Source organism: Pseudomonas sp. B21-048 (assembly GCF_024748615.1).
Taxonomy (GTDB): Bacteria; Pseudomonadota; Gammaproteobacteria; order Pseudomonadales; family Pseudomonadaceae; genus Aquipseudomonas.
Genome location: NZ_CP087168.1, coordinates 1,320,062 through 1,335,779 on the forward strand (window position 1 = coordinate 1,320,062; position 15,718 = coordinate 1,335,779).

Genomic DNA, 15,718 nt, shown 5'->3' on the forward strand with positions numbered 1-15,718 from the left:
GGGCATGGATCAACATTCATCAATCCTGTTTCTTTGTTTCCGGGACAACAGTGCCGTCCAGGGGAATCGTCTCGCCCTCGCCGAGGTGACGATATTTCTTTCTCAATTCTTCCAACTGTTTGAGATCCAGCGATTCGAGCCCCAGCATCGCATTCTGCGCTTCTTTCGTGACTCGCAATAACTCATCGATCTTCAAGTGCAAAATGTCCGTGTCGCGGTTCTGGGTGTTCTGGATCAGGAACACCATCAGGAAGGTGATGATGGTGGTCGAGGTGTTGATGATCAGCTGCCAGGTATCGTTGAAATGGAAAATCGGCCCGCTCAAACCCCACAGGATAATCAGAACGATCGCCCCCAGAAATGTCCGGGGCAGGCCGGCCCACAGGGAGAGTTTCTGTGCAATTTTTGCGAATTTCATTGCCGTGTTCCTTATAGGAATGCGCCTGATTTTCAGACAGCACGGGCACGACGAAAATTCTGCTGAATATTGCCTGCGGGATGAAAAGCCGGTGCGCTGAACCCTCAGCGCTCATCGTTCGGGGCCGAGAAGGTCGCAACCATTTCCACGGCCGAGGGAGCGCTCGCGCTCTTCATCGGAATGCGGCCTATGCCTTGCTGCGTCTGGAATCTTTGATTGGAATCTTTCTTTGTGCCGGTTTGTGTCTAGTATCAAATGGCAGTCAATTTGCCAGCATGCAAACACACGGATCGAAACCAAGTAAGAGGTCACTCATGGAATTCTTTGAGAAATTAGCAAGCCTAGCCGCCAAGGTTCGTTTGCAAAGCGCTGCAATTCAGACGGAGGAGGCGACCAAGAATGCTTTTGTGATGCCCTTCATCAGTACGGTGCTGGGCTACGATGTCTTTGATCCGAGTGAGGTGACTCCAGAATTCGTTTGCGATATCGGAACGAAAAAAGGAGAAAAAATTGACTACGCAATCATGAAGGAAGGAGAGGTACAGATCCTCATCGAGTGCAAAAAAATAGGCGAGTCGCTGCACATCAATCACGCCTCCCAGCTGTTTCGCTATTTCCATGTCACCAGCGCTCGAATCTCGATCCTCACCAACGGCCAGGTCTATAAATTCTTCACCGACCTGGATGCGCCCAACAAGATGGATGAGAAACCGTTTCTTGAACTCGATCTTCTGGACATCGATGAGTACTCCGTCCCCGAATTGATCAAGCTCACCAAGTCCGCATTCGACGTGGATTCGATCATCAATGCTGCAGGTGAGCTGAAATACGTCAGTCAGATCAAAAAGGTCATTGCCTCGCAGGTCATCAAACCTGATGACGACTTTGTAAAAGTCTTCGCCTCCCGAGTGTACGACGGGGTCATAACTCAGAAAGTCCGTGAGCAGTTCCACGAGTTGACGAGAAAAGCAGTCGTGCAGTTTCTCAATGATCAGATCAATGACCGACTCAAATCAGCCATGAGCGGGACCATTCAGCCTGCGCTGGCATCGATACCGGTTCCTGCTGGTGGCAGTGATCCGACAGGTCAGCGTGACGAATCAGAGGATAAAGTGCTGACAACCCTGGAAGAGTTGGAGGGTTATCACATTGTCCGTGCCGTGGTTCGTTCGGTTGTAGACGCTAAACGGATAGTGCAGCGCGATACGCAAAGTTATTTTGGAATCTTGCTCGATGACAACAATCGCAAGCCGATTTGTCGCCTTCACTTCAATCGTTTACAAAAATACATTGGGATTTTTGACGAAGAAAAAAATGAAACGCGACATCCGATTGGCTCGGTTGATGAGATTTACGACTATTCGGATCACTTGAAGAAGACAGTTGGATACTACGACTAGCCGTGTTGGGTAAACGGCATACAAAGAACCGGCCCCTTGAGGTCGGTTTTTTGTGGGTCTCTGTTCACGCCGACAGCGTCACCTCAGTCTTCCAGCTGAAGTACCCCACCGCTTCGCAGCGCTGGTTGATCAGCATGAAGCTCAGTTCGCAGGTCGCCGCGCCCGTGCTCAGTTGCGAGCACTCCCAGTAATGATCATCGGCGCTGTGGCTGCCAGGCTGGGTCGGGTTGGAGGGGTCGGGTGAAGGGACGGTCTGGTCGCCGTGGACGATCAGTTTGGGCGGTGAAAGGATCCCGGTATCGTGCACAGTCATGTTGTGGAATACCACGGTGTGTTCGGCCAGCAAACTGACGGTCCTGCCGCGAATATGAAAGACTTTTCCGTTGTTGGTGGTCAGGATAATTTTACTGTCATTTATAATATTTTGTGCTGCCGTCGTAGCACTGATGGCGAAGATGAAACCATCTTCAATCACCGTCGGTTTTTGCGGGTCAAGGCTGGGTTGCGGATAGCGGGAAAGCAGCGATTCGGCATCGACGATCAGCAGCACGCTATTGGCGGTCACGGCGTCCGCCGAAGGGGAGGTAATCGGTTCGGAAGTCATCATGGATTCCTTTCATGATGTTGACGCAAAACGGTAGCCGCTTCGGTTTCAAGCAAGACATCCTGTTCCAGCCGAGGCGGCAACGAACTGGGGTGACCCCTCGTTACCAAGGGGCCGATTCCATCATCAGTTATGGATGGAAATGAACGGGTCCCACGAGCAGCAGCCGATAATCTGGCAGTTGCGGTCGACGATCAGGAAGTTGAAGTGGTAGGTCACACGACCACACGCCAGGGTTTCCGAGGACCAGTAATGGTTGTCGACTTTCTGGCAGCTAGGCACTGACGGATTGCTGGTATTGGGTACCGCAACGCACGCGGTAGCGCGGCGCGGCGAAGGTGGGGAGATCAGCTCGTTGCCTGCGTTGCCGATGAACTTGTAGAAGATTACGGCGGTTTCGAAGCTCTGGGACAGGCTGGTTTCACGCCAGCGAATCAGATCGCCGACCTGAGCTTTGAGGTCCAGCTCGCCACCGGCCTGGCCGCCGACCACGTTATCCTGATTGGTGACCATGTAGACGTGCTTCCAGTCGATCAGCGTCGGCGAAGCAGGATTTTTGCTGATGTTCGGGTAGTTTTTCAGAATGGTTTCGGTGTCGATCGAAACAAGTACATCCGTGACTCGAGACATAGTAAAGCTCCTTTGAACATAGTGATTACCTGGCTACCTGCCAGGCACGACAACGTTTGTTTGCCTTGCGGCCGTTGCGAACACACTACTGGGGAACCCACTCGATCACAGGGTACGAGCTGGCCTTGCTCCTTGCCTTGAAATGACGGGTTGGGTTCCTTCCAACAGGCCGCGATAAGACTATAGATGCCATTTTTATACTGTCAAAATCGCTTTGCTCGTCGGTCGACGAGCGGTTGTTTTCGGTTATGACTTTCATTGATTTGGCGATAAGAAAAAACTCATTCAGATCCCTGTGCCTCCAAAAGTCGGGATAGGGCAGCGCACGCCGGTCGAGGTATCGTAGCGAACCGGTTGTTTGCTTCTGGCTATAACCATGCACCGACAGGAGAGCGATATGAGTTGGTCCGCCAAACAATACGTAGCTTTTGAAGATGAGCGCACGCGCCCGGCGCGTGACTTACTGGCCGCCATTCCTGCAGTGGACGTCCAATCGGCAATCGACATCGGTTGCGGCCCCGGTAATTCCACCGAGTTGCTGGTGCTGCGCTTTCCCAATGCCGCGGTGCGTGGGTTGGACAGTGCGACCGATATGATTGAGGCCGCCCGCAAGCGTTTGCCTCAAGTGCAATTCGACATCGCGGACATTGATACCTGGAGCGATGCCGGGCCGTTCGACGTAATTTTCGCTAACGCGGTATTGCAGTGGTTGCCCGATCACGCCCGATTGATGCAGTCATTGGTGACCAGGCTTGCGCCGGGCGGCAACCTGGCGATTCAGATGCCCGACAACCTCAACGAACCGTCGCACAAGTTGATGCGCGAGGTCGCAGCGAATGGCCCTTGGGCTGACAAACTGGCAAGCGCCGCTGGTCTGCGAACGGAAATGCAGGATGCGGGTGGTTACTACTCGATGCTGCGTGCTCACTGCACCCGGGTCGATGTATGGCGCACCACTTACTACCATCCACTCGCGGACGGCGCATCGGGCGTGGTCGAGTGGTTCAAGGGCAGCGGTTTACGGCCTTTTCTTGAGCCGCTGAATGAAGCTGAGCGGGTGCAGTATCTCAAGCAGTATCAGGCGGCAATCGAGAAGGCCTATCCGACGCTGAGCGATGGTTCGGTGCTGTTGCCGTTTCCGCGGTTGTTCATGGTGGCGACGCGTTGATGTACAGAGGGAGGCTCCTGACTGCTGATGCGCAAGCGGCATGAAATGTGTCTAGAAGGGCATCTGGCGGTAATTCGGGCAGAGCCTGTTTTCTGTATTGCAGGGTTTTGCCGCGCCGCTGAAGAGCGAGGGGGACTCAAATTTCAGGCATAAAAAAACCGGTCACTTCGAACCGGTTTTTTGTGTTTCTGTATCTGTCGTAGTTTCTAAAGCAGCTGATCAATCAAAACCGCGTTGGTATAGACCAAGCTTCCATCACTCGCTCGATGTCCGACCAAATGGAACTGCCCGCGATCGTGCTGCAAATAGACGCGCATTTGGCAGTCGGACAAGGGGCCGTATCCCTCTGGCAAGATCAAATCCATTGAGTTCATGTCGACATCAACCATCGCTTCAGGCTCATGGGTTTTCTGTAGGCGTTCTTCGGCTTGCTCCAGACGCAGATGGAGGGGGCCATCGACATCAAAGCTGATCTCACCCACCGCGGTGGATTTTGGGGCGCCGCTGGGTTTGCACCAGCCTTCGATAGTCAGGTTACTCATGACGAAACCTCCGTCGTGGACTGCTCTTGTCTTTTCTTAATGCCATCTCTTACCTGCGCATAGGCAGGGCTCGTCTTTTGGGGCCACTTTTGGCCGATCTCTGTTGTCCGTCATCAGAAATTGAGTATAGCTGGCAGCCGGGCCTCGCTTGTCGACCTCACGGTACAAGCCGATGGCTCTATACTTCTTACTGTCTTTGCCACCCGGATGGGTGGTATTTGTCAGCCCTGCCTGGACGTCAGTGGCGATGCGTTTGCATAACCAGTGCGCAACAGGAATAGGATGAAGAGAAAATGGCAATAGCAATTATCTTGATACTCATCGTTATTGCCTCAGTCCTGTTCCATCTACTAGCGCCTTGGCATGCGACACCGGCAGCTTCCAACTGGGGGTCAATAGACACCACCCTGTTCATCACCTTGATTATCAGCGGAATATTTTTCATCGCCATCACGGTATTCATGGCGGTAGCCGTGATGCGTTATCGCCACAAGGAAGGTGCCAGGGCGCACTACCAGCCAGAAAGTAAAAAGTTGGAAACCTGGTTAATTATCGTTACTTCGATAGGTATTGCCGCAATGTTGGCGCCAGGTCTGGTGGTTTACAGTGATTTCATCCGGGTGCCGAAAAATGCTTATGAACTTGAAGTGGTCGCCCAGCAGTGGCAGTGGGCCTTTCGTTTTCCCGGCCAGGACGGGAAACTGGGTAAATCGGATATTAAGTTTGTTGATTCCACCAATCCCCTCGGCCTTGATCCCAAAGATCCTGTTGGACAGGACGATGTGCTTATAAAAAACAATGAAGTTCGCCTTCCGCTCAATCAGCCAGTGAAAGTGTTACTGCGCTCTAAAGATGTGCTGCACAATTTCTATATCCCGCAAATTCGCAGCAAGATGGACATGGTGCCGGGGATGGTGTCGTACTTTTGGTTTACGCCGACTAAAACCGGGAAATATGAAATCCTTTGCGCTGAATATTGTGGTTTAGGTCATTACAACATGCGCGGCCATATGATCGTGGAAGAACGGGGCGCCTTCGATCAATGGTTGAACAGCCAACCGACTTTTGCGCAGACATTAACGACAGCTGCCAAACCCAGTCAGGACAGCGTGCTGGAAAAAGGTCGCTTGCTGGTCGAAAAATACGGCTGCGGTGCCTGCCATAGCCAGGATGGCAGTGCCCGTCTCGGCCCGGGATGGAAGGGGCTGTACGGCCGCACTGAACAGCTTGCCGATGGCACCAGTGCGCTGGTCGATGAGGCCTACCTGAAAGAGTCGATCCTCGATCCGAAGGCCCGCCTGGTACAGGGCTACCCGCCGGTCATGGTGGCCTATACTCTCACTGAAGATGAACTGGGTGCTATCGTCGCCCTGATCAAATCACTGGGTGCCGCGCCGCAAGAACCTTCTGCCAGCGAAAAGTTGGACAGAGGTGACGACTTGGCGACGCAGGGGCAGCGGCTGGCCGAGTCGCTCGGCTGTCTGGCCTGCCACAGCGTCGATGGCAGCAAGGGTGTCGGCCCCAGTTGGCAGGGCCTGTATGGCGAGACCGTAACCCTTGCCGACGGTACGAGTATCAAGGCCGACGAGGGCTATATAAAGGATTCGATTCTTAATCCCGGCGCCAAAATCGTCAAAGGCTATGCCTCCGTCATGCCGGCCTTTGTTCCGAGTGATCAGGAGTTGAACGCACTGATCGCTTTTATCAAATCCAAAGCGAATGCCGACGCTGATGCGAGCAAGGCGGAGCCAGGGAAGTAGCCGTAAAGCAGCCAGGAATGCACCGAAACTTCGAACAGGAGGATGACGTGATGGCCTATGCGGAGCAAGCCGAAACAGAAGCACTGCACGAACCCAAAAGCTTCCTGACCAAATATGTCTGGAGTCAGGACCACAAGGTCATAGCCATTCAATATTCCTTGACGGCTATATTCGTGGGCGTTATCGCCGTGGTGTTGTCCGGCTTGATGCGCATACAGATTGGCTTCCCTGGCGCTTTGGCGTTCATGGACGCCAGTGCTTACTATCAGGCGATGACCATGCACGGCATGATCATGGTCATCTACTTGCTGACGGCCTTGTTTCTGGGTGGCTTTGGTAACTATCTGATCCCGCTGATGGTGGGCGCCCGCGACATGGTCTTCCCCTATGTCAACATGCTGAGTTACTGGTTCTACCTGCTGGCGGTAGTGGTGTTGCTCTCCAGTTTCTTTGTCCCCGGCGGCCCCACCGGTTCGGGCTGGACGCTCTATCCGCCACAGTCCATTTCTCAGGGAACACCGGGGGTCGAGTGGGGCATCGTCCTGATGCTCGTCTCACTGGCGATTTTTATTGTTGCAGCCACCATGGGCGGGTTGAACTACGTCACCACGGTGTTGCAGGCGCGCACGCACGGCATGACATTGTTTCGCATGCCGCTCTCGGTCTGGGGAATCTTCATGGCCTCGATCATGGCCTTGCTGGCCTTCCCGGCGTTGTTCGTCAGTGCGGTCATGATGCTGTTTGACAAGCTGTTGGGCACCAGCTTCTTTATGCCGGCGATGATCTCGCTGGGGCAGCAGATCGATCACCAGGGTGGCAGCCCCATATTATTCCAGCACCTGTTCTGGTTCTTCGGTCACCCGGAAGTCTACATCGTGGCTCTGCCTGCGTTTGGCCTGGTCTCCGACTTGATCAGCACGCATGCGCGTAAAAATATCTTCGGCTACCGAATGATGGTGTGGGCCATTATTGCGATTGGCGTACTCAGCTTTGTGGTCTGGGCGCACCATATGTATGTCAGCGGAATGAACCCGTACTTTGGCTTTTTCTTCGCTGTCACCACCTTGATCATCGCAGTGCCGACCGCACTGAAAGTCTACAACTGGGTACTCACTCTGTGGCGGGGCGACATCCATCTGACGGTGCCGATGCTGTTTGCCCTGGCCTTTATCGTCACCTTCCTGGTCGGCGGTCTGACCGGGTTGTTTCTCGGCAATGTGATCGTGGATATTCCGCTCTCGGACACCTATTTCGTCGTCGCCCATTTTCATATGGTCATGGGCGTCGCACCGGTACTGGTAGTGTTCGGCGGCATTTATCACTGGTACCCGAAAGTCACCGGGCGAATGTTGAACGACACCCTGGGCAAGCTGCATTTCTGGATTACCTTTCTGGGCACCTACGCCATTTTCTTCCCTATGCACTACCTGGGTTTTCAGGGCATGCCACGCCGCTACTACGCCTATGAAAACTACGCGTTCATCCCGCAGTCGGCGCAAGAGTTGAATGCCTTCATTACGGTGATCGCATTGACTGTCGGCGTTTCCCAGCTGCTGTTCCTGTTCAACCTGGCCTGGAGTGCATTCAAGGGCCGGCCCGCAGGCAGTAATCCCTGGGGCGCGGCCAGTCTGGAATGGCAAACGCCGAATACCCCGCCGATACACGGTAACTGGGGAGCGAAGCTGCCGGTCGTGCATCGCTGGGCCTATGACTACAGTGTGCCGGGGATAGAACAGGATTTCGTTCCGCAAACGGTCTCCGCCGAGGAGCTGGAGCAGATGCGGCAACGGAGTGCCGGAACCAAGATAGCGGACGTTAAAACATGAAAAGGCTGCTATTGAGAAACGCCGACGGCGCTGACCCCGGCGGCAGTTGGAGTCGCGACCCTGGGGGTATTCAGGCCACCGAGGCTGATAGAAGCCAAATCGCAAGAACGGGCCTGCGCTTGTTTCTGGTCGTGGTGAGCTCGTTATTCTTTCTCTTCCTGTTCGCCTTTATTGCCCGTTCACAAATGGCCGACTGGCTCCCCCTGACAGACCCCTTGGCGCCGTTAGCCAATCTCTGGCAGCTATGGCTGAATTCGGCTTTTCTGGTATTCAGTTGCATCGCACTGCAGTGGTCGCGTATGGCCGCCCGGCAGGCTCGGCTGGGCGCAACGGTTATTGGTTTTGTATTGGGGGGCGTATTTGCCATTGCCTTTCTGGCGGGACAACTCTGGGTTTGGCAGCAGTTTGTCGCCTGGGGCTACTTTGTCGCCAGCAATCCGGCTAACAGTTTCTTCTATCTGTTGACCGGCCTGCATGGGCTCCACCTGCTGGGCGGGCTGATAGCCTGGAGCATAATCGTCGCTAAATTCCTGCGTCGCGTGCCGTTGGCGCAACTCAGCGTCAGCGTAGAGCTCTGTACCCTCTATTGGCATTACTTACTGGGTCTTTGGTTCGTGCTATTCGCTTTGCTGGCCAGCACGCCGCAAACCTATGAAGCCATCGCCAGATTCTGCGGCCTGAGGTGAAAAGCCATGGCATCGCTCCCACTTGCCCCAGACGAATCCAGTTCATCCAATCCACCCGACTCACCGCCTGCACCGGGATGGCAGGGCATCGCCAGCGACTGGGCCTCGGATAGAGAGGTCTTCAAGCAGGTCCCTTGGGGCAAGGCGATGATGTGGATATTTCTGCTCAGCGATACTTTTATATTCACCTGTTTTTTAACCGGCTACATGTCGGTACGCATGACCATCACCACTGCCTGGCCGAACCCCAGTGAAGTGTTCGCATTGACGATTGCCGGTAGAGAAATCCCGCTTATTCTGATCGCCATCATGACCTTTGTGCTGATCAGTAGCAGCGGCACCATGGCCATGGCCGTTAATTTCGCCTATCGCCGTGATCGCGCGAAAACCGCTGCCTTGATGCTGGCGACCGCTGCCTTAGGCGTGACCTTCGTCGGCATGCAGGCATTTGAATGGAGCAAGCTGATCGCAGAAGGGGTGCGTCCATGGGGAAACCCCATGGGAGCGGCGCAATTTGGTGCGAGCTTTTTCATGATTACCGGTTTCCACGGACTGCATGTGTCAATCGGCGCCCTCTACCTCAGCATTGTGGCGATGAAAGTATTGCGGGGAGATTATGAGCGCTCCGGAAACTATCAGAACGTCGAGATAGCCGGGCTCTACTGGCACTTCGTGGATTTGGTGTGGGTGTTTATTTTTGCTTTCTTCTATTTATGGTAGAGGAGCACGGGTGATGGCACATGCTCAGGGTCAGCAACATCCAATCAGCTTGTACCTTAAAATCTGGGGGCTGTTATTCGTCCTCAGCACGCTGTCGTACCTAGTCGACTATTTCCACTTCCATGGCTACCTTCGGTGGTCCCTGATTATCACTTTCATGTTGTTGAAGGCAGGTTTGATTGTCTCGATCTTCATGCACATGGCCTGGGAACGGTTGGCCATGGTCTACGCCATACTGTTGCCACCTTTATGTTTACTGGTGCTCGTCGGACTGATGGCCACCGAGGCAGACTATGTTTTCCTCAGCCGGGTCATTTCCTTCGGTCAATAAGCGGCTTCCGGTGGCCTTGAGCCTCCAGGGCTAACCCGATATCACTCGCTTGAACTGATGCCATTTGTGTTGCCAGGCCACTGTCCAGTGGGGGGCTGCCGTTCCCGTGCCGGCGACCGTCAGCGTTGGATGATGTTCGATGACCCGGTCCAATACCGGTTCCTGATCCGGTTCAACATCCACGAAGAAGACATGTTTTCCCTCTTCTACCATCTGTTTAAAATTGCGGAAGTGAGCGTTCGGCACCTGGATACCAAAAAAGCCGCCTTCCCAGATGCAGAAGCCAAATATAACAATGGCCAGGAAGATAAAAGGCACCCACCCTGCGGCGGATTCGGTCCAGCCCATCCAATAGGCGCCGGCAAGGATCAGCGCCGCGAGTGGCACACCGACCACCGCACCAATCTCGCCAGAGTGAACAACATCCTGTTTCATTAACGAGTTAACCTCGTGGAGGTGATGTTCTTCAACATCAGCAACTTGTTCACTGAGCACATGAATTTGTTCGGTATTGATGCCGTTGGCTTCCAGTTCATTTTCAACGGCTTCGAGATCGTCGAGATTGTCACTGATGTAATAGTGCCGATTCATGCCACACCTCCCATCTCGTGTTGGCTGTGAACCTCCTCTGTCCTGCAGCCGCTAACTGAGATTTGCAGTCGGTATCTGTACACGTGGGGAACGTTGCACACTTCATGCAATTCGTAGGAAGTATAGCATTCGCTAGTATGTGGGACGGGGAACGTCAAGATCTGAGAGGTGGCAGGGCTTGGCGCAAGCCCCTAAACCCCAGACACAAAAAAACCGGCCATCAAGGCCGGTTTTTTCTGTTCCTGCATCCCCCGTCAAAAACTGACGTGAGATAAAAATTCGATTGGAGCGGGTGAAGGGAATCGAACCCTCGTTATCAGCTTGGGAAGCTGGAGTAATGCCATTATACGACACCCGCTCAGAGCGGCTGACTTTGTACCAGATGTGCGCGTGAAAATGAAGTTTTTCTTTGCGCGCGATGGCTTTAGCACGGGTGAAACGAAAGCATCGACCGCGTAGCGGTCATTCGCGGGCAAGCCTCGCTCCTACAGGAATGCGTTTAACGCTGCAGGGCGGGGCTTGCTCGCGATGCTCTGTTTCAGATTGCCAATGCATGGTGGTCCTGGACGTAGTGGTAACGCGGCCGGCTTTCGTGTTGCGCCGGTTTCAGGAAGCCCAGCAGTGCGTTGCGGCTGTCTCGGCAGGCGGCTTTGTGCTCCATGTCGAGAAAGTGGCCGGTGGCCTGAAGGGTGCTGAAGGTGCTGTGCTGCACGTGGCCGGCGAACAGCTTGGCATCGGCGGCGGCGGTGTACTCGTCCCATTCGCCGTTCATGAACAGCACCGGCACGTTGATTTTCTTTGCCGCGTTCAGGTAGCACTGGCGGTCGCTGTTGAGTACGTCGCTGATGTGGAAATGCATCTGCCCGTATTCATGTTCGGCCAACGAACTGACGTGACGGTAGTTGAAGCGCTTGAACAGCGAGGGCAGGTGTTTGCCGATGGTGCTGTTCACCAAGTCACCGACCCGGTTACCGTCCCGGCTGCCGAGATAATCGACACCGCGTTCAAGGTAGTCGAGCATGTGCTCGTTGACCACCGGCGAGAACGAGCTGATCACGGCCTTTTCGATGCGCCGTGGCCGCTGGGCGAGGGCGACGAGAGTGGCGGCGCCACCAAAGGAAAACGACAGCACGTGCTCGGCGGCGAAGTGGTCGATCAGCTCCAGGAGGATCTGCCCTTCGATTTCCTTGGTGAGCATCTTCTCATGCAGGTTGTGGGCCTTGGACTTGCCCGCGTAGGGCTGGTCGTAGCACACCACATTGAACTCTGGGTAAAGGTTTTTCACGGTCTGTGCAAACGACGCAGTCGTGGACATCGAGCCGTTGACCAGAATGATGGTCTTCTCTGCGGCGTCTGCGCGATAGAACTCCGTGTAGACCCGATACTGACCCTGTATATCCAGCACAGCGATTTCTGGCCTCATGACATAAGACTCCTGGCAAGCGGGTATGCGCGCAAATCAGATTGCACGAGCTTTGTGACAGGTAGGCATACGCCTGGAATTTTTGAAGGCCCATGTCGATCCATTGCAGGCCGGTCGACGGGTATTGTTATAAGCGGGCAGTTTGCCGGGGGAAGGCGGAACCTGAGGGTTCTCTGCCGGCAAAAAGTTTCTTAGAGTAATTTTGGTGACTCGTCGGTCACGTTTCGCGCCGACGTCCTGATTCAAGCAGCGGTCACGTCATCGCGCAAGTATCTTTCGCAAATTTTTCTACAACTTCTGCTGAGCGGTCATCCGCTTAGATCAATCGGATCTCTTCATTGCTCAATGGTCGGTACTCGCCGGGCTTCAATGCGTTGTCGAGCAGCAGTGGTCCCATGCGCTCGCGGTGCAGTCGCAACACCTTGTTGTCGAAGTGGCCGAACATCCGTTTGACCTGATGATAGCGGCCCTCGACGATGCTCAGGCGCGCCGATTTTGCCCCGAGCACGACCAGTTCGGCAGGTTGTGTGGTGAGGTCTTCGAAGGCGAAATACAGCCCTTTGGCGAAGGTGATCGCGTATTCGGCAGTGATGTCCTGCTCCGTCTCGACGTAGTAGACCTTGGGCAGTTTGGTCTGCGGTTGGGTCAGGCGTCGCGACCAGCTGCCATCGTTGGTGATCAACATCAGGCCGGTGGTGTTGAAGTCCAGGCGACCGGCGATGTGCAGGTCATCCTTGTCCGGCTCATGGATCAGGTCGAGCACGGTCGGGTGTTGCGGGTCGCGGGTGGCGCTGACGCAGCCGGATGGTTTGTGCAGCATGAAGTAGCGGGCGGGCTTGCCAACTTGCAGCACCTCGTCGTCGATTTGCACGCGGTTGAACTCGAGTACCTCGGCGTGAGGGTCGCTGACGACTACTCCGTCAACCCTGACGCGTTTTTCCACCAGCAACAGGCGTACCTGCTTACGGTTGAAGCGGGGCAGGTTGCTGAGGAAACGGTCAACGCGCATGGCTAGGGATCGGTGGAAAAGGGCTGCGTATCTTACGTGATCGGCCAAGCGGCTGCTTGCAACTGCACCTCGACCTGGGCGCAGGCCGGGCACAGGCAGGAGTTGTCGCGCAGCTCGGCGGGCAACGCCTGGAGCAGCGCCGGATCGATGCTGACGCCGTAGCACCAGCAGGCACTATCGACGGTTCGCGGGTCAGCCAGGCTGCAGTCGTTGGAGGCGCCGCAGGCCGGGCAGAGGTCAGGTTTATTCATGGAGGAGCATTCGGTTACGGCCGGTTTGTTTGGCCCGAGACCGCGCATGATCGACCGCCAAGCCGCCATGCGCAAGCCAGCTTTTGCTGGCCGCTGATCTGAAGGCCAGACGCTGTCTGGCACTCGGGACCGGTTTGAAAGTCAAAAAAGGTGTCAGCCGGCCAGTGCCGACTGCTGTTGCGGGTCTTCCAGGAGGCCGCCATGCTTTGTCAGAAAAAGCTCCGCCGAATACTGCTCTGTGTGTTTTTTGGTTTGGGCTTGTCCGGCTGTTATTACTACGCAGGTGGTGCCGATGTTTATTCGACACCTTATTACTACCCTGGCTATTACTACTCTCCTTACTACTACGGCGGCCCGCGTTTTTACGGGGGCTATCGCTACTATTACTACGGACCCCGTCATTACCACGGTGGCCGCCATCGCGGGCACCGTTAACCCACTCACGAAGACAGCGGCTCGTCCGCTTACGGACGCGCCGCTTCTTTTGGGTAGATGAAAAACCTTTCATCGGCTACTTGTTTCAACGTGTTGCTGGAGCGCACCAGATTCTGAATTCACTGTCTGATCTTTCGACAGTTGTGAACAATTGACTGTCGCCTGCCAGCGTCGCTGGTGTGGCTCACTCGCGGTCCAGGAGGCCGCCATGCTTTGTCAAAAAAAGCTCCACCAAATTCTGCTGATTGCTCTATTGGGATTGTTTCTTGGTGCGTGCGTACCCTATTCCGATGGAGGAGACAGCTACTACCGTTCCGAGGTCTACACGTCCCCAGCGCCGTATTACTCCGGCGGCGGGTCTTACTACTCCGATGGTGGCTACTACTCGGCCCCGCGCAGGTATTACTCACCGCCAGCACGGTATTACCAGCCAACGCCGCGTTATTATTCCCAGCCGCGGGTTTATCAACCGGCACCGCGCTATTACGACTACCGCGGCTACCAGAATCGCGGATGGGACCGTCATGACCGCGGTGGTTGGGACGGTCGTAATCGCGGCAACTGGGGTAATGACTATCGGGGCCACAGTGGGCGGGATCACCGTGGCGGAAGAGGCGATCACCACGATCGCAGCGATAACTATGGCCGAGGTGGCCGCCGTTAACCCCTCAATAAAAGCGGCGCTTGAAGCGCCGCTTTTTTGTGCCTGAGTTTCAGTATTCCGACAGATCAGCCAAAGGATGCCGCCCCTCCCAGACCTTATGGAAATGCGCCTCCACCGCCGCCTCCGGCACAGTGTTGATGTCCGGCCAGTGCCAGCGAGGTTTCTGATCCTTGTCGATCAACCGCGCTCGCACGCCTTCGCTGAACTCCGGATGACGGCAGCAGTTGAGGCTCATGGTGTATTCCATCTGAAAGACTTGAGCCAACGACAAGTGCCGGGCGCGGGCGATCTGTTCCCACACCAGATGAGCGGTCAAGGGCGAGCCTTCCGTCATGGTTTTGGCGGCACGACTGAACAGCGGATCAGAATGATCGTGCAGCGCATTGATGGCCTTCCAGGCGCAACCAACGTCGCTGACATCCAACAATTCGTCGATCTGCTCGCGTCGAGGCAGCCACTGCGCTTCGGGCAGCTGCGCGATCGCTTCCTGCTGCAAGGCCTTGAGCAGGCTGTTGAGCTGCATGGCTGTCTGTTCCTGCCAGTTCAATTGCAGCAAACCTTCAAGCAGCTCATGCTGTTGATCATCGCGCAGGAAGCGGTCAGCGAGGTCCAGATCGATCGCATCACGACCGTTCATCTGGGCGCCAGTCAGGCCGAGAAACAACCCGAGCTTGCCGGGTAACCGCGACAGAAACCAACTGGCGCCGACGTCCGGATACAAGCCGATGCCGATCTCCGGCATCGCCAACCGGCTGCTCGGCGTGACAATCCGAATGCTCGCCCCTTGCAGCAGCCCCATGCCACCACCCAGTACGTACCCATGACCCCAGCAAATCAGCGGTTTGGGGTAGGTGTGCAGGTTGAAGTCGAGTCGATACTCTGCCGCAAAGAAGTGCGCAGCCAAGGGCGGCACTTCGCCGGGATGGTCGCGGCAGGCTTCCACCAGGCTGCGTACTTCACCGCCGGCGCAAAAAGCCTTGGGGCCATTGCCGCGCAGCAGCACGCAAACGATTTGTGGCTCCTTGGCCCAGGCGTCCAGTTGATCGCGCAGGGCGTTGATCATCGGCAAGGAGAGGGCGTTGAGGGACTTTTCGGCATCCAGGCTGGCGATGCCGATGCGTGCGCCGTCGGTGCCGGTGAGTTCTTCGAAGTGCAGATTCATCGTGACCTCGATCGGGAAATTGAGCGTTCAGTATGATCGCTCTATAGGAAAGTGCCGGATCTGCGTCAGATCAATTGACAAGCAGGGTCAGCTTTCCT

Annotated in this window: 18 protein-coding genes and 1 tRNA gene; 9 read left to right on the forward strand and 10 right to left on the reverse strand. The window is 55.3% G+C overall.

Annotated features, from left to right (window positions below; translation table 11 throughout):
• Positions 1-19: 19 nt before the first annotated feature.
• Positions 20-418 carry a low affinity iron permease family protein gene (locus LOY56_RS05975; RefSeq protein ID WP_192344331.1) on the reverse strand — a complete coding sequence of 133 codons (399 nt, stop codon included), beginning with the start codon at positions 416-418 and terminating at the stop codon, positions 20-22.
• Between the two features lie 314 nt (positions 419-732).
• Here LOY56_RS05975 and LOY56_RS05980 point away from each other — a divergent pair, with 314 nt between their 5' ends.
• Positions 733-1,818: a type I restriction endonuclease gene (locus LOY56_RS05980; RefSeq protein WP_258620494.1), complete on the forward strand. Its 1,086-nt coding sequence runs from the start codon at positions 733-735 to the stop codon at positions 1,816-1,818.
• 64 nt (positions 1,819-1,882) lie between these two features.
• On the opposite strand, the gene LOY56_RS05985 is transcribed toward LOY56_RS05980, so the two are convergent.
• A complete protein-coding gene (locus LOY56_RS05985; RefSeq protein ID WP_258622572.1) occupies positions 1,883-2,422 on the reverse strand; it encodes an inclusion body family protein in 540 nt (179 codons plus the stop codon).
• A gap of 126 nt (positions 2,423-2,548) precedes the next feature.
• Complete coding sequence (locus tag LOY56_RS05990) at positions 2,549-3,052, reverse strand: inclusion body family protein (protein WP_253551481.1); 504 nt, start codon at positions 3,050-3,052, stop codon at positions 2,549-2,551.
• 397 nt (positions 3,053-3,449) lie between these two features.
• Between LOY56_RS05990 and tam the strand changes: the two genes are divergently transcribed.
• Positions 3,450-4,220 (forward strand): trans-aconitate 2-methyltransferase, encoded by a 771-nt coding sequence (tam, locus tag LOY56_RS05995; protein WP_258620496.1) that lies wholly within the window; start codon positions 3,450-3,452, stop codon positions 4,218-4,220.
• 206 nt (positions 4,221-4,426) lie between these two features.
• Here the strand turns inward: tam and LOY56_RS06000 are convergent, their stop codons facing one another.
• Positions 4,427-4,762: a hypothetical protein gene (locus LOY56_RS06000; RefSeq protein ID WP_258620497.1), complete on the reverse strand. Its 336-nt coding sequence runs from the start codon at positions 4,760-4,762 to the stop codon at positions 4,427-4,429.
• A gap of 293 nt (positions 4,763-5,055) precedes the next feature.
• Between LOY56_RS06000 and LOY56_RS06005 the strand changes: the two genes are divergently transcribed.
• From LOY56_RS06005 to LOY56_RS06025, 5 genes are read left to right on the forward strand one after another with little or no spacing between them, the layout of a single operon-like run.
• On the forward strand, positions 5,056-6,522 hold the full coding sequence (locus LOY56_RS06005) for a cytochrome c oxidase subunit II (protein WP_258620498.1): 1,467 nt from the start codon (positions 5,056-5,058) through the stop codon (positions 6,520-6,522).
• Positions 6,523-6,572: 50 nt separating this feature from the next.
• A complete protein-coding gene (gene ctaD, locus LOY56_RS06010; RefSeq protein ID WP_258622573.1) occupies positions 6,573-8,348 on the forward strand; it encodes a cytochrome c oxidase subunit I in 1,776 nt (591 codons plus the stop codon).
• Positions 8,345-9,034, forward strand: a complete 690-nt coding sequence (locus LOY56_RS06015; RefSeq protein WP_258620499.1) for a cytochrome c oxidase subunit 3 — start codon at positions 8,345-8,347, stop codon at positions 9,032-9,034. Before ctaD ends, LOY56_RS06015 begins: the two co-directional genes overlap by 4 nt.
• A gap of 6 nt (positions 9,035-9,040) precedes the next feature.
• Positions 9,041-9,754: a heme-copper oxidase subunit III family protein gene (locus LOY56_RS06020; protein ID WP_258620500.1), complete on the forward strand. Its 714-nt coding sequence runs from the start codon at positions 9,041-9,043 to the stop codon at positions 9,752-9,754.
• A 13-nt stretch (positions 9,755-9,767) separates the two neighbouring features.
• Positions 9,768-10,085, forward strand: coding sequence for a cytochrome C oxidase subunit IV family protein (locus LOY56_RS06025; protein WP_123499130.1), 318 nt, complete (start codon positions 9,768-9,770; stop codon positions 10,083-10,085).
• Between the two features lie 30 nt (positions 10,086-10,115).
• Here the strand turns inward: LOY56_RS06025 and LOY56_RS06030 are convergent, their stop codons facing one another.
• The 5 genes from LOY56_RS06030 to LOY56_RS06050 form a co-directional block, all read right to left on the reverse strand.
• Positions 10,116-10,676: a magnesium transporter gene (locus tag LOY56_RS06030; RefSeq protein ID WP_258620501.1), complete on the reverse strand. Its 561-nt coding sequence runs from the start codon at positions 10,674-10,676 to the stop codon at positions 10,116-10,118.
• Between the two features lie 284 nt (positions 10,677-10,960).
• Positions 10,961-11,034 (reverse strand) — tRNA-Gly (locus LOY56_RS06035).
• A gap of 180 nt (positions 11,035-11,214) precedes the next feature.
• Positions 11,215-12,099 carry an alpha/beta fold hydrolase gene (locus LOY56_RS06040; RefSeq protein ID WP_258620503.1) on the reverse strand — a complete coding sequence of 295 codons (885 nt, stop codon included), beginning with the start codon at positions 12,097-12,099 and terminating at the stop codon, positions 11,215-11,217.
• Positions 12,100-12,415: 316 nt separating this feature from the next.
• Positions 12,416-13,108, reverse strand: a complete 693-nt coding sequence (locus tag LOY56_RS06045) for a pseudouridine synthase (protein ID WP_258620504.1) — start codon at positions 13,106-13,108, stop codon at positions 12,416-12,418.
• Positions 13,109-13,140: 32 nt separating this feature from the next.
• Positions 13,141-13,359 carry a cysteine-rich CWC family protein gene (locus LOY56_RS06050; RefSeq protein ID WP_258620505.1) on the reverse strand — a complete coding sequence of 73 codons (219 nt, stop codon included), beginning with the start codon at positions 13,357-13,359 and terminating at the stop codon, positions 13,141-13,143.
• Between the two features lie 201 nt (positions 13,360-13,560).
• On the opposite strand from LOY56_RS06050, the gene LOY56_RS06055 reads away from it, so the two are divergent.
• Together LOY56_RS06055 and LOY56_RS06060 are read left to right on the forward strand one after the other, a co-directional pair.
• The gene (locus LOY56_RS06055; protein WP_258620506.1) at positions 13,561-13,794 is read left to right on the forward strand and encodes a hypothetical protein; all 234 of its coding nucleotides are present in this window, start codon (positions 13,561-13,563) and stop codon (positions 13,792-13,794) included.
• A 208-nt stretch (positions 13,795-14,002) separates the two neighbouring features.
• Positions 14,003-14,458, forward strand: coding sequence for a hypothetical protein (locus tag LOY56_RS06060; RefSeq protein ID WP_258620507.1), 456 nt, complete (start codon positions 14,003-14,005; stop codon positions 14,456-14,458).
• Between the two features lie 49 nt (positions 14,459-14,507).
• Here the strand turns inward: LOY56_RS06060 and LOY56_RS06065 are convergent, their stop codons facing one another.
• Entirely contained in the window at positions 14,508-15,620 is a 1,113-nt protein-coding gene (locus LOY56_RS06065; RefSeq protein WP_258620508.1) for an enoyl-CoA hydratase/isomerase family protein, read from the reverse strand.
• Between the last annotated feature and the right edge of the window lie 98 nt (positions 15,621-15,718).